We start from the raw sequence: 13,265 nt of genomic DNA on the forward strand, positions 1-13,265 counted from the left end.
GATGTCACCGCTCATCATCGAGGCGGCGCTGAACGGCGCTACGCCCAAGTCACGCAACCCCAACGTGCCGGTGACCCCCGGAGAGATCTCGAACGCCGCGCTGGCGGCATTCGATGGGGGAGCGGCGATCGTCCACACGCACATCGAGCGGATGGATCTGACCGGCGAGGCGGCGGTCACGCGCTACATGGAGGGCTTCGCCCCCATTCTGGCAGCGCGGCCGGAGGCGATCCTTTGGGGCACGGTAGCGACCGGCGCGGACGTAGAGGCGCGGTTCGGCCACTATCGCGAACTGGCGCGCGCCGGCGTGAGAATGGGAGCGTTCGACCCCGGATCGGTCAATCTGGGCACGCATGGCGAGGACGGGTTGCCGGGAAGCTCGTTCGTCTACGCAACCTCGTACCGGGACATCGCCTGGCTCGCAGCGCTGCACGACGAAGAACGGCTGGCGCCCGCGATCGCGATCTATGAGCCCGGCTGGCTCCGTACCGTGATGGCGTATCACCAGGCCGGCAGGTTACCGCGCGGTGCCTTCGTGAAGCTGTATTTCGGTGGTCGATATAATTTCCTCGATGGCAAGCGCAGCGCCGTCACCTTCGGCTTGCCGCCGACGCAACGTGCGCTCGACGCCTATCTGGAGCTGCTGGAAGGAGCAGGCCTTCCCTGGGCGGTGGCGGCGATCGGGGACGATGTGGTGGAGACCGGGCTGGCCGAGCTCGCGATCGCGCGTGGCGGGCATGTGCGCGTCGGGCTAGAGGATTTTGGCGGAGAGCGGCAGCCCGACAATCTGGAATTGATCGGCGAGGTCGTCGCCCTCGCTCGCGCGGCGGGTCGCCCTGTCGCGACGATCGCCGAAGCCACGCAGATTCTGGACCTGCCGAGGTGAACAGCGTGGTGCCGCTCCAGCGGACGGAGCCGGCCAAGCAGGTCGGCGCGGTCACCGCGGCGATCGCCATCCTGCGCTGCCTGGGGCACCATGAGGACAGTCTGCGCCTGACCGAGATCGTAGCCAAGGAAGGGATCAATCCCTCCACAGCGCTCAACATCCTGCGCACGCTGGAATACGAGGGGCTCGTCGCTTTCGACCGCCGCACCAAGCGCTACACGCTGGCCAGTGGCCTCGCGGACCTTGCCGCTCCGCTCGTCAAACGCGACGACCCCGTGACGCGCGCCGCCCGTGCCATGGTGGCCGCCGCGCAGGAATTGCACGCGACGATCGGGCTGTGGCGACGGGTCGGCGACGAGCTCGAACTGCTTCACGTCGCCGATTGCGGCGCGACGATCCGCATCGCCTTCACGCTCGGACGTCGGCTGCCGATGTTCCTCGGCGCGATGGGGCGTCTGGTGGCTGCACGCGGTGAGTGGCGCGAAGAGGAGCTCGATCGCGGTTTTGCGCAAGTGCCTTGGGCAAAACCGCCTTGTTATGCCGCATGGAAGGACGAAGTCACCGCCGCCGCGCGCGACGCGGTCGGGATCGACCGGGGGCACGTCAATGCGGGTGTCCTGGGCGTGGCAGTGCCGCTGGAGCGGGCCGGCCCGCTGCGCCACGTCATCGCCGCCGCCTTGTTCGACACCAGCGACCACGCCGATCCCCGTGTCATCGCCCATCGCCTGCGGGCCGTTGTGGATGACGCCGACGCCTGACACCGGAACGGAAGGATTAACCCCGTGTACGACCTCCTCATTAAGAACGGTATCATCGTCGACGGCACCGGTGCGGCGCAATTTCGCGGCGACGTGGGCGTGGCAGATGGACGGATTGTCGCGGTCGGCGAAGCCGCAGGCACCGCGCGTGAGACGATCGATGCCGACGGGTGCATCGTGACGCCCGGCTTCGTCGACATCCACACGCATTACGATGGGCAGGTGAGTTGGGACTCGGTGCTGGCGCCATCGTCGATCAACGGCGTCACGTCCGCCGCGATGGGAAATTGCGGAGTCGGCTTCGCGCCGGCACGCACCGACAAGCATGACTGGCTGATCCAGCTGCTGGAAGGCGTGGAAGACATCCCCGGGACGGCGCTGGCCGAAGGTTTGACATGGGATTGGGAAAGCTTCCCCGACTATCTCGATGCCCTGTCTCGCCGCGAATATACGATCGATCTGGGCGCGCACCTGCCGCATGCAGCACTGCGCGCCTATGTGATGGGGGATGAAGGGGGCGACCATCTGGCGCGGCCCAGCGTGCGTGAGGTGGAGCAGATGGCGACGCTGACGCGCGAGGCGATGATGGCGGGCGCGATCGGCTTTTCCACCTCACGAACCCATGCGCATCGCAGCCGCGATGGGCTTAATATTGGCACCCTGACAGCGGAAGACCCGGAACTGATGGGGATCGCCGCCGCCTTGAGGGACGCGGACGCGGGCGTGATCCAGCTGATTTCCGACGCCTATCTGACCGCCGATGACGATTTCGCCGCGGCCGAACTCCAGCTGATCCGCCGCCTCGCCACCACCAGCGGGCGGCGCGTCTCGTTCACGGTGCAGCAGACCGACGACGCACCAGACCGGTGGAAAGGCATCTATCGCGAAGTCGAACGGATGGTGGCGGACGGGCTACCGGTCAGCACGCAGGTGGCACCGCGGCCGATCGGTGCGATCCTGTCCTTCGCGTCGACGACCAATCCCTTCGTTGTCAGCGCGACGTACCGGCGCATCGCCGCCGGGCAAAGCGTTGCCGAGCGACTTACCGCGCTGGCGCACCCGGATGTGCGCGCCGCCATCCTGGCCGAGCACGCGGCCTTCCACGCGAGCGAGGGATTCATCGCGCTCATCACCCGTGGTTTCAACCGCATGTTCCGTATGAGCGATCCGGTCGACTACGAGCCGCACGAATCGGACTCGATCGCTGCGGAAGCTGCCCGGGCGGGGGTCGATCCTGCCGCCCATGTCTTCGACGTGTTGATGGAGGAAGGTGGACGGCGGCTGCTCTACATGCCGCTCATCAACTATGCGCATGGCAACCTGAACGACGTCCACGGGATGATGACGGGATCGCACGCGCTCTACGGCCTGTCCGATGGCGGCGCACATTGCGGAACGATCTGCGACGGCAGCTTCCCGACGACCACTATTGCCCTATGGTCCAAAGGCAATAAGTCGGGCTTGTCCGCCCCCCTTGAACAGCTCGTGCATGGCTATACGCAGCGCAACGCGGCGCACGTGGGCTGGCACGACCGCGGCGTGCTGGCTCCGGGCTACTTAGCCGACCTGAACGTGATCGCGCTCGACGAGTTATCGCTCGCCCCGCCCGAGATCGTGCAGGACTTGCCCGCCGGCGGCACCCGCCTCTTGCAGCAGCCGCACGGATACCGCTGGACGATCAAGTCCGGTACGCCGACCTTCGAGCGCGGAGAATGGATCGGGCGCACGCCAGGCCGCTTGGTGAGAGGACGACGCCCCTTCAGAAACTAAGCTGCCGAGGCCGCCTAACACCAGCACAAGGGGAATTCCATCACGCAAGTAAGACCCAGAACCGGACACTGGCGCGCGCTAGATCTAATCTCCTAATCAGTCGTTCGTTCATCGACACTGATTGTAGATTTTGGGGCTGAAGCAGCTGCTTTTGATGACCCGAGCGTGCGTATGAAGAAGCGGACGACATCGTCGCGATAATAGTCGCTTACTGCCCCCTCGGGGTTATGACCGACCCCCGGGATGGCCAGTAGCTCCACCGATTTATTCGCATGAATGAACGCGTCGATCAGCCTCATGCTGCTGGAGACAGGAGCACTGACGTCCGCAGTGCCGTGCATGATCCGCAAGGGACCCGTGAGCCGATCGGCAAGCGCAAGGTTCGAGCCAGCAGCATAGCCGAGCCGATTGTCGCGAAGCAGCCCCATGTCGGGCTCGTTGACCAACGCGTCCTCGTCAAGGGCTCCGGGTGCACCGGCGTAGCCAGCCTTGAACATGTCGGGGGCCGTCAGCATGCCTCGGATCGCGAAATAGCCGCCCCAGCTATGGCCGTGGATACCGACGCGTCCGAGGTCCATCCATCGCCGCTGTGCCCCGAGCTGACGCAGGCCGCCGACATAATCGGCAACTTCGCTCTGACCGATCCTGCCGTAGGTTGCGTCCCCAAACGCCTTGCTTCGCCCGGCACTCCCACGAACGTCGATCGCCACCACGACAAAACCTGCGGCGGCGAGCGTCTCGGCACTACGGGTCATCGAACTACCGGTGAAGTTGCGTGTCACGACGGTGCCGAACGGCCCGCCATAGATGTAGGCGATGACCGGGTAGCGCAGCGCAGGATCGAACCCGAAAGGTCGGTAAAGCGCGCCGTGAAGAACGGTAATCCCGTCCGCCGCCAGCACGGTGATCGGTTCCGGCGGGGTGTGCCCCGCCGCCTGAACCGCGGTGGCATCGGCTGTCGTCAGCCGCATTGCGATAGTACCGTCTAGACGGCGCAACTCGCGGACGCGGGCGCTCGTCCAGGAGGACCAACTGTCGACCAGGTAGAGGCCGTTGCGCGATAGGTTGGCAGTGTGCACGCCCGGTTCGGTGGCGATCGGTCGAAGCGTGCCCCCATCTCGGCCAGTTCGGTATATACGTTCGTCATAAGGCGCAGCTGGATCCGCGGAAGCGGTCACGATAAGGGAACCGTCGGACGCGACACGATCGACGCGCAGCACGGGGAATGCGCCACGCGTTATCTGGCGCTGGAATCGGCCATCCTTGTCGTAGCGTTGAACGTGTCGCCAGCCGTCCCGCTCCGACATCCACAAGAACTCGCCTCCGGGCAGAGGTACCACTTGCGCGCGCCAGCCGTCGGTGGCGAAGTTCAGGTCTGCAACCTTGGTCTTCGGTCGCTCCTCTCGCAGCAGACGCCGGACTCTGCCGTCTTGCGCGATCGCAAGCAGGTCCAGTCGCTTGCCGTCTCGTGCGAGGTGAAGCACCAGCGCAGTGCTGTCCTCCCGCCAGCCTGCGAGCCAGCGATACCCTTCCTCATGCGGCAGCGGCACCAGCGTCAGCGCGCCTGATATGGGATCAAGGATATGGAGTTCAGCCTTTGCGATCGGGGTTCCGACTTTGGCATAGGCTACCATCGTCACCCGCTCGGTCGCGTTGGAATAATCCACGATCGGGATGTGGTGGACGGCACGCTGATCGACCCGCCACACCGCGAGGCGGCCATCCGGCGACCAGGGCTGCTCGGGCAGCGTCCAGGTAAGATCCGGTTCGCCGCTTCTGGTGACCAGCTTTTGCCCGGCCGCATCGAATACCGCAAAGCTGTCGCCCTGCTGCACGGCCACCCGATCGCCCTGCGGCGAAGGCATGCCGCGATTTAGTAGATGGGTGTCGATACTGTCGTCTGCGACCCGCCGAACGGCCGTGTCGTCAAAGTCTATTCGGAAACGGTCAGGCCCGAGACGGAAAAGCAGCCCGCGATCACCGGGTGCCAGAACGAAGGGCATCTGCATCGGCAGGGCCGCGTCCCTGCCCGTCAGCGTCGCCAATTGCGCCCGCAATGCTGACGGTTCAATCACTGGCGTTCGGGTGCCCTGAACGGCATCGACCAGCACCCAGGTTCCCGCCGTGGCCCCAATCGCATCCCAGAAAACGAGCCGATCGCTGCCTGCCAGCCACCGCGGCGGAACGAGGCTGTCACGGATCGCTTCTGGCCAGCGATCGACGCTGCGAGCCCGGTCGATCCTAACGGCGGTCTCTTGATACCCTTGCAACCGTTGTGCGGTGGCGGGGCTTACCCAGAAGAACGCGGCGATGAGGAGGGAACATGATCGTCTAAGCATTTGCGATACGTAGCGCACGTCGCTTATGCGCTACCAATATATCGTTGAGCCGCGATCAAGACGGGAATGATCATGATCGACATCCGCCAGCTACGCCTTTTCGTCGCGGTTGCCGAAGAACTCCACTTCGGCCGTGCTGCCGCACGGATCGGCATGGCGCAGCCACCGTTCAGTCAGCAGATCCTGAAGCTGGAGCGTGATCTCGGCACCCCGCTGCTCCTGCGCACCAGCCGCCGCGTTTCGCTTACGCCGGCCGGTGCCGAGCTGCTGCGATCTGCTTATGATCTGATCGCATATCGAGATCGCATGATCGATCGCGTCAAACGGACGGCGAATGGCGATGCGGGCGCGTTGCGTATCGGCTTCGCTGCATCATCCGCGATCGGCATTCTCCCGCCGATCATCCAGCGGATACGTGAGCAACTCCCCGACGTCACGCTGCACCTTGATGATCGAGACGGCGTCGATTTCGGGGCCCTGATTCGGGCCGGTGCGCTTGATGCGGCGATCGTTCGCGCTCCTCTTGGGGCAACTGGCGTCGTGGTCGAGCCGCTGCACAGCGAGCCGTTCATCGCCGTCATGCCCGTCGATCACCCCTTGAGCGAACGCGGCACACTCGTGCCCGGCGATCTCGCGGGATGCCCGTTCATCCTGTTCCCGAGAGCGGCGTCACCTGGTCTCCACGATACGATCATAGGGACGTGTGTCGATGCCGGGTTCTCCCCGATGGTCGTCCAGGAAGCGAGCGCGTGGTTGACGGTGGTCAGCCTCGTCGAAAGCGGGCTGGGCATCACGATCGCACCGTCCTCTGCGGCGCGGCATTGCCCTCCTGGAGTCATGGTCGTTCCGATAACCGGAACAAACGCCAGGGCGGAACTCGCCACGATACGATGCGAAGGTTTGGCTTCACCACTGGTCCAACGCTTTCTCGATGTCGCCAGGCCGTCAGTGACGGTGCCAGCGGCGTAGACCTCCGAGCGATGTAGGCTTTCGTCTGAAGGACCGTGTGAAAAGACCCATAATCAGACGCTTAAAGGCTATTGGCCGGCCTCTACAAGCGGACGCTCGTTCATCTTAATCCGATAAAGATCACGGACATTTGAACATACCGGCCGATTGATATGCGATACGATTAGACCCAGACCTCACCGTATAATCGCAGCAAGTTCGCGCCGAGCGCCTTCTCGATCTGCCCGGTCGTCCAGCCCGCGCGCGCGAGCCCATCCGCCAGATGCTTGAACCGCATGTGATCGTCCCATTCGGCGACGATCGTGAACACGTCCGGTCCTTCACCCGGCGCGGCGACGTCGCGCTTGCGGCGATCCTCGAACGCCTTGCGCTGCGCCGCCCGCACCTTTTCGTCGATCACCGTCTTGCCAATGACGCCGTCGGTACCGATCGCGACATGATCCTCACCGCAGACGTTGCGGACATGGGTCATGTGCGCGACCAGATCGGCGCCCGTGGGTCGGCCGTTCGCCACGAGGAACGGCATCCAGTAGACGCCGATCACGCCGCCCTTCTGTGCGCACGCGCGCATGTCGGCGTCGCCGACGTTGCGTGGATTGTCGTTGAGGGCGCGGGCACCGGTGTGGCTGATGATCGGCGGCCGTGTGGCGGCGGCGATCGCTTCGGCGATCGTACGCTGGCCGCCGTGGCTAAGGTCGAGCAGCAGCTTCTCCTTCTCGATCCGCGCGATGGTGGCGCGGCCTAGCTTGGAAAGTCCAGCATTGCCGGGTTCCAGGCTGCCGTCGCCAGCGAGATTGCGAAGGTTGTAGGTGAGCTGGACGATGCGAACTCCCAAGCTCTTGAGCAGCGCGAGGCGATCCAGCTCGGTCCCGATCAGGCTCGTGTCCTGCACGCCGTAGTAGAGCGCGATCCGCCTGGAAGCCTTGGCGGCGCGAATGTCGGCAACGCTTTTCGCGTGCACCAGCAGATCGGCATTATCCGCGACGATCTGGTCGAGCTGCGCGATGTTGGCGATCGTCTTGTCCCACGTGCCGGGCTCGTTGCCCACCTCGTTCACAGAGAGGTGAATGGCCGTGGTACCCGACTGGCGCAGCTCCGCCGCACCGCGCGCGCTGAACCGCGCGTCGTCGTCCTTGCCGTAGGGATCGCTGAAGCCGCCGAGACCGTCGAGGACGATCGCCCTAGCGTAGGCAGCGTGCGGAAACCCGGTCGCGGCCGCGCGGGCGGGTGCGCTCGCCAGCCCGGCCAGCGCGATGCCGCCGGCCACCGCCTCGCGTCGATTCAATCGCATCGGGCAATCCCTTCGAATCACTTATCGGGGCTGATGGGCGCCTCGTCCACAGCGCGTCGTCGGTGATGCGGAGGGATGGACCGAGGAAGCATCATTCCGGATGCGCGGCAAGGAGCAGGCGGTCAACCGCTGCCGCGAGACGCTCGTCGAGCAGCGGCAAGAGTTCCGTCCATCCCACGACACCGTCGAGCTCGCCCGGGCCATCGGACACGCCGCGAAGCCCCATCATCGGCACGCCGAAGCGTCGACACGCCCGCAGCACCGCGAAGGTCTCCATGTCGACAAGGTCGGCATCGATCGCCGCGTAGCGATCTCCCACGACGATGTCGCTCCCGGTCGAGAGCGTGGCGCTCGGCACGTTGGTCAGCGGCGTCGGCAAGACCATGGTGGCGGGATGGTCGGCGAACGGCGTGACCCCGGGTGGGAAGCCGATCGGCGACGCATCCATGTCGCGCCACGATACGGAGGCGATCTGATACACGCCGCCGAGTTCGCAACGGCGCGAGCCGGCAGAACCGAGGGAGACGACGAGGTCCGGCAACGCGTCCGCGACCCGCAGCTGTTCCAGCCGGATCGTCGTGCCGATCGCCGCCTCCACCGGGCCGACGCCGGTAATCAACGGTTCGATGCGCGCGCGCAGATGCTCGCGATACTCGTGCTCCGTCGCCATAACGAACAGGTAGCGTGGGTTCGATGCTGTTCGGTTCATTGAGGCTCTCCGACGGTAAGCATGAAGTCGCGCTGCTACGAGAGACGCTGGCCCCGAGGGGTCAATGCCCCTGATCCGGTGCCGTTCCGCCCTCGCGGCCGTTAGACGTTGCGAACAGGACGGAGCTTCATATGCATCAGGTAACCCGCGGCGCTGGAAAGCAGCTGCTGCTCATTCATGGCCTGGGTAGCAGCTGGCGTGCGTGGCAGCCGATCCTGGATGGACTGGCAGCAGAACGATCGGTGGTTGCCATCGATCTACCGGGCCATGGCGCGACACCGGCGGAGCATGATAGCGGCACGTTCGCTGGGCTGGTTGGAAGCGTTGAGCGCTATCTAGTTGATCACGATCTGGTTGGCGTCGATGTCGTCGGAAGCTCGATGGGCGCCCGAATTGTGCTCGAGCTGGCACGACGAGGAAAAGTCGGCAACGTTGTGGCGCTTGATCCGGGCGGGTTCTGGCGCGGTTGGGAACGGCCATTCTTCAGCACCACAATAGGCCTGTCGGCAAAGTTGCTGCGCATTCTGCGATCGCGCCTGCCGGCGATTAGTCGCAGTGTACCTGCACGTATGGCGCTGTTGGCTCAATTGTCAGCGAAGCCCTCCGCCCTGTCGCCCGAGTTAGTGCGCACCGAGCTGATCGGCATCACCGACACGCCGACATTCGACTACCTCGTTCGTGATCTTGCCGATGGCCCGGAACAGGATGGTCCCGCAGCCGATCCGACGAAACGCATCGTCATCGGTTGGGGCAAGCAGGACCGACTGTGCCTGCCCCGTCAGGCGACCCGCGCGATCGCAGCGTTTCCTTCCGCCACCCTGCACTGGTTTGAGCACAGCGGTCATTTTCCAATGTGGGACATGCCACAGGAGACAACGGCAGTTATTCTGGAAGCAACAAAGTGAGACTACCCTTCTTGCCAAAGAAGGCAATTTTACGGACCACAAAATCGATAGCCGGTGCGACCTGAGCCACCCCCGGGCGAACACCTGTTCGCGATCTCGCGATGGAATTGTGGCCTCACGGTACCGATATAATACGGAGAGGAGAGGCAGATGGCCGGCGGTTGGACGCGCGATGGCGCAATCCAGGATCAGATCGACGACACAGTGGCCGACGCGGTGCTGGCAGCCAGAGCAAGCATCCCGCGTGGGGCGAGCGAGCTGTTCTGCGCAATCTGCGGTGACGATATTCCGGAAGGTCGCCGTCGCGCGATCGCTGGAGTGCGAACCTGCGTGACGTGCCAGAGCGGCCGGGATCGGCCGCTAGCTGCCGGGTTCAATCGGCGAGGCAGCAAGGACAGTCAGTTGCGCTGATCGCAAACGCAGTCCGTCGTCTTACTAGACCCAGTTCCCGCCGTTTAGCCTCCCCACTTCGCCATCTGAAACCAGACATTCGTTCAGAAGCCGGCAGACCTAAAGCATAGCAAGCGGCACGGGACCGCTCGGCGGTGGAAACATGCCGTCGAGCCGAGCCACAGTCTCAGGCGACAGCGCGAGGTCGGCGGCAGCGCGATTCTCCCGTACGTGGTCGACAGTACCGGCTTTCGGGATCGCGATCGCGCCCTCGCGCGCCATCAGCCAAGTGAGCGCGACCTGTGCCGGCGTAACGCCTAGCTCGCTCGCCAGTGTACGCAGTCCTCTATCCGCGACGAGCCGGCCCTGTTCGACGGGACTATACGCCATCACCGGCATTCGCCGCGCCGCCAGCCAGGGCAGCAGATCAAGCTCGGGCCCGCGGCGTGTCAGGTTGTAGAGAACCTGGTCGGTCGCGCACGCAGATCCGCCGGCGGCGACGAGTTCTTCCATATCGGCCATATCGAGATTGCTGACCCCCCAGCGCAGGATCTTGCCAGCATCCACCAGCCGCTCCATCGCCTCCACAGTCTCGCCCATAGGGACCCCGCCCCGCCAGTGCAGGAGGTAGAGGTCGAGCCGGTCGGTGCCGAGCCGTTCCAGGCTTGCCTCGCACGCACGGGGCAGTCGGCTGCGCGAGGCGCTCTGCGGATAGGCCTTGCTGACCAGGAAAACGTTGTCGCGTCGGCCAGCCACCGCCTCGCCGACCAGCCGCTCGGACTCGCCGTCCGCATACATCTCCGCGGTGTCGATCAGGGTCATGCCAAGGTCGATGCCGGCACGCAGCGCGGCGATCTCGTCGCCTCGGCGCCGCGGGTCCTCGGCCATCATCCAGGTACCCTGACCCAGGGCGGGTACATCAGCGCCATCAGGCAAGCGAACGGTTTTCATCAGCGACCAACGCCTGGTGGACGGACCCGATGCCTCGCCATGCGTTATGCCTGCAACCCCGGCCCCTGTCGGTGGCATGGGAGAACGATCATGGGCACGACGCTAACCGGCACGTTCGAGACGCGGCGCGAGGCCGAGATGACGGTCGAGCGCCTGGTGCAGGAGCACGGCGTCGAGCGAACGGACATCTTCATCGCTGCGGATGGCAACGAGAACAGCGCAGGCGAGGAACAGGCGGGCTCCGACGGAGATGCAGGCGCGCCCAGTCCCGAGCCGCGCGGCGATGCACCATTGCACGGGCCTATCAGCGTATCGGTCGACATCGAGGACGGCGCGAAGGCTGCCAAAGTCCGCGATGCCTTCGCCGAGTTCCAGGCCGACGTTAGCGAAGCCTGAGATGGCGGGCGATGCCTTCCCGCCGACGGACGAGCACTGGATGCGCCGCGCGATCGAGGTCGCGCGGTCCAAAGGCTCCGATCCTTCGACCTCCCCGCTCGGCTGCGTGATCGTGCTTGATGGGCGCGAGATCGCGGCGGAGCGCAACCAGACCCAGGAGCTGCCGGACGCCACCGCGCACGCCGAGATGATGGCGATCCGCCGGGGGTGCGAAGGCACGCGGGAACTCGAGCTGCGCGGCGCAACGCTCTACTCGACGCTCCAGCCGTGCGGCATGTGCACCATGGCCTCGATCTGGTCCAAGGTCGGGCGCGTCGTCTACGGTGCGGGGCGCGACGACGTGCACCCGATGTATTTCGAGGCACGGCACGTGGACACGCTGTCGTTCATCGCCGACGCCTACCGCGACGACATCACGATCGAGGGCGGCTGCCTACGCGCAGAATGCGCGACGCTCTACTACCCCCCGGACGCCGACTTGCCGCAAGATGAGCAGGCGAACCTGTGAACGGTCCCGACAGCATCGATGTAAACGTCGCCACCGCAAACGAGATCGACGCGATCCCCACGCTGAAGGGGCACGGGTTTGAAATTGTCCGCTACCGCGAGGAGCGCGGCCGCTTCGAAGAACTGCGACAGCTGGAGGAGGTGCCCGGCCTCGCGGGCAAGGTTGCAGGACTGGACGGGATTGTGCGCTTCGGGTGACATCAAGCTTGCCCGGTGACCGCCATTAGCTGTTACGACCCAACATCCAACATGCGCCACGGTTATGCGACGTCCCGACTGTGGTCATTCGTTCATCGCGATAGAGCGCCAGCCATGACCGGGAACCGTCCAAGGGCGCGGCGGTGGCGGCGTTCCTGGCCTCGTCAGACAGCAGCTTCATGACCGGCAGCGAAGTATGCGCTGCCAACGGGCTAGCGCAAATCTGATCCTACGGCGCCGATGCCGTCGCTTGTAACAGCAACGCGGCGCCGCTCCGCCGGGTCATTGATACCCGCCCTCCTTGCGCTCCTCGGCCGCCTGTTCCTGGGCCTCTTGCATCTCAGGCAGATCGTCCTCAGGTTTTGGTTCTTCCTCGAGCGTGTTGGGCGAGCCCTGGTCGTCCTCAGGAAGTTCGTCGACCTCGGCTTCGAAGCCGGGCTCTTCCTCGGTTGGTTTCTCGATCATCGGCCTTCTCCTTCCCGTGCACAACGACCCACAAGGGCGAATGGGCGCGCGCAGTACGGGCTCAACGATTCAACTGCACGTGAGCGAATGAGTAGCCGGGACGATTGCGCCCTATGACGGCATTGCGGCGCTGCTGCGCGCGTATATCCCCCTTCTCGGGAGCCATGTGACCCGATGCGATCACAATCTCGATTTGCGGCCAATGCTCGGCGACGTGCCGCGCAAGGGCGAATCCGTTTATCGTCCCCGGCATGTCGACATCTGAGAACAGCAACACGGTGCTTTCCCAGTGGTCCGCGAGATGCAGGATTGCTTCGTCACCATCGAAGCTCTCATGGACCCGAAAGCCCGCGTCCTCGAGAATGTACGACGTTTCCATCATGATAATGGGATCGTCTTCAACGACGATGGCGTAAGGGACGGTTGAAAGCGGCATCGACGTCCAACCTGCGGCGATAACGCAGGTTGCCGAACCGGTGCGGAAAAGTGTCGTCGACGGCCTCTATTTGGAGAGCTAGACAGCGGCGATGAGTAAGAAGAATGGCCGAACCGGCGCTCGCGCGCGCGCAAATATCGCGCCGCCGCCCACACCAGGAGAGCTGGACGCCGCACACAGGGATGCGACGCGCTGCAAATCTCAGCTGCTGGACCTGGCGGCCGGGCACCCGTCGGCGAAGGTCTGGCGCACCCGCCTGAAAGCCGCGGAGGCCATTATCGCCAGAGCGCCTAAG

The 13,265-nt window shown here is 64.7% G+C and carries 15 protein-coding genes and 1 pseudogene; 10 read left to right on the forward strand and 6 right to left on the reverse strand.

The window, feature by feature from the left end; translation table 11 throughout:
- The first annotated feature begins 1 nt into the window (after window position 1).
- The 3 genes from ASG29_RS15975 to ASG29_RS15985 are packed head-to-tail and all read left to right on the forward strand — an operon-like array spanning window position 2 to window position 3,414.
- Window positions 2-886 (forward strand): 3-keto-5-aminohexanoate cleavage protein, encoded by an 885-nt coding sequence (locus ASG29_RS15975; protein WP_055986705.1) that lies wholly within the window; start codon window positions 2-4, stop codon window positions 884-886.
- On the forward strand, window positions 883-1,644 hold the full coding sequence (locus ASG29_RS15980) for an IclR family transcriptional regulator (protein ID WP_055986709.1): 762 nt from the start codon (window positions 883-885) through the stop codon (window positions 1,642-1,644). The genes ASG29_RS15975 and ASG29_RS15980 overlap by 4 nt, the downstream gene beginning before the upstream one ends.
- Before the next feature lie 24 nt (window positions 1,645-1,668).
- A complete protein-coding gene (locus ASG29_RS15985; protein ID WP_082516241.1) occupies window positions 1,669-3,414 on the forward strand; it encodes an N-acyl-D-amino-acid deacylase family protein in 1,746 nt (581 codons plus the stop codon).
- A gap of 92 nt (window positions 3,415-3,506) precedes the next feature.
- Here ASG29_RS15985 and ASG29_RS15990 read toward each other — a convergent pair whose 3' ends face one another.
- Window positions 3,507-5,771, reverse strand: coding sequence for a S9 family peptidase (locus ASG29_RS15990; RefSeq protein ID WP_156458116.1), 2,265 nt, complete (start codon window positions 5,769-5,771; stop codon window positions 3,507-3,509).
- 48 nt (window positions 5,772-5,819) lie between these two features.
- Between ASG29_RS15990 and ASG29_RS15995 the strand changes: the two genes are divergently transcribed.
- On the forward strand, window positions 5,820-6,722 hold the full coding sequence (locus ASG29_RS15995) for a LysR family transcriptional regulator (RefSeq protein ID WP_235532972.1): 903 nt from the start codon (window positions 5,820-5,822) through the stop codon (window positions 6,720-6,722).
- A 163-nt stretch (window positions 6,723-6,885) separates the two neighbouring features.
- Here the strand turns inward: ASG29_RS15995 and ASG29_RS16000 are convergent, their stop codons facing one another.
- Window positions 6,886-8,013 (reverse strand): dipeptidase, encoded by a 1,128-nt coding sequence (locus tag ASG29_RS16000; protein ID WP_055986716.1) that lies wholly within the window; start codon window positions 8,011-8,013, stop codon window positions 6,886-6,888.
- A gap of 91 nt (window positions 8,014-8,104) precedes the next feature.
- Window positions 8,105-8,722 (reverse strand): 5'-methylthioadenosine/S-adenosylhomocysteine nucleosidase, encoded by a 618-nt coding sequence (locus ASG29_RS16005; protein ID WP_055986718.1) that lies wholly within the window; start codon window positions 8,720-8,722, stop codon window positions 8,105-8,107.
- Between the two features lie 131 nt (window positions 8,723-8,853).
- Here ASG29_RS16005 and ASG29_RS16010 point away from each other — a divergent pair, with 131 nt between their 5' ends.
- Together ASG29_RS16010 and ASG29_RS16525 are read left to right on the forward strand one after the other, a co-directional pair.
- On the forward strand, window positions 8,854-9,627 hold the full coding sequence (locus tag ASG29_RS16010) for an alpha/beta fold hydrolase (protein ID WP_055986721.1): 774 nt from the start codon (window positions 8,854-8,856) through the stop codon (window positions 9,625-9,627).
- 150 nt (window positions 9,628-9,777) lie between these two features.
- Window positions 9,778-10,038: a DksA/TraR family C4-type zinc finger protein gene (locus tag ASG29_RS16525; protein WP_082516245.1), complete on the forward strand. Its 261-nt coding sequence runs from the start codon at window positions 9,778-9,780 to the stop codon at window positions 10,036-10,038.
- A gap of 99 nt (window positions 10,039-10,137) precedes the next feature.
- Here the strand turns inward: ASG29_RS16525 and ASG29_RS16015 are convergent, their stop codons facing one another.
- Window positions 10,138-10,968 carry an aldo/keto reductase gene (locus ASG29_RS16015; RefSeq protein WP_082516248.1) on the reverse strand — a complete coding sequence of 277 codons (831 nt, stop codon included), beginning with the start codon at window positions 10,966-10,968 and terminating at the stop codon, window positions 10,138-10,140.
- Between the two features lie 90 nt (window positions 10,969-11,058).
- On the opposite strand from ASG29_RS16015, the gene ASG29_RS16020 reads away from it, so the two are divergent.
- The 4 genes and pseudogenes from ASG29_RS16020 to ASG29_RS17875 all read left to right on the forward strand — a co-directional run.
- Window positions 11,059-11,364: a hypothetical protein gene (locus tag ASG29_RS16020; RefSeq protein ID WP_055986724.1), complete on the forward strand. Its 306-nt coding sequence runs from the start codon at window positions 11,059-11,061 to the stop codon at window positions 11,362-11,364.
- Window position 11,365: 1 nt separating this feature from the next.
- Window positions 11,366-11,872 (forward strand): nucleoside deaminase, encoded by a 507-nt coding sequence (locus ASG29_RS16025; RefSeq protein ID WP_055986727.1) that lies wholly within the window; start codon window positions 11,366-11,368, stop codon window positions 11,870-11,872.
- On the forward strand, window positions 11,869-12,069 hold the full coding sequence (locus tag ASG29_RS16030) for a helix-hairpin-helix domain-containing protein (protein WP_055986731.1): 201 nt from the start codon (window positions 11,869-11,871) through the stop codon (window positions 12,067-12,069). The genes ASG29_RS16025 and ASG29_RS16030 overlap by 4 nt, the downstream gene beginning before the upstream one ends.
- Before the next feature lie 134 nt (window positions 12,070-12,203).
- A pseudogene (locus ASG29_RS17875) lies at window positions 12,204-12,296 on the forward strand (oxidoreductase); the annotation flags it as partial.
- Between the two features lie 55 nt (window positions 12,297-12,351).
- Here ASG29_RS17875 and ASG29_RS16035 read toward each other — a convergent pair.
- Both ASG29_RS16035 and ASG29_RS16040 read right to left on the reverse strand, forming a co-directional pair.
- On the reverse strand, window positions 12,352-12,534 hold the full coding sequence (locus tag ASG29_RS16035; protein WP_055986735.1) for a hypothetical protein: 183 nt from the start codon (window positions 12,532-12,534) through the stop codon (window positions 12,352-12,354).
- Window positions 12,535-12,595: 61 nt separating this feature from the next.
- Entirely contained in the window at window positions 12,596-12,970 is a 375-nt protein-coding gene (locus ASG29_RS16040; RefSeq protein ID WP_082516252.1) for a response regulator, read from the reverse strand.
- Between the last annotated feature and the right edge of the window lie 295 nt (window positions 12,971-13,265).

Source organism: Sphingomonas sp. Leaf412 (genome assembly GCF_001425405.1).
Taxonomy (GTDB): domain Bacteria; phylum Pseudomonadota; class Alphaproteobacteria; order Sphingomonadales; family Sphingomonadaceae; genus Sphingomonas.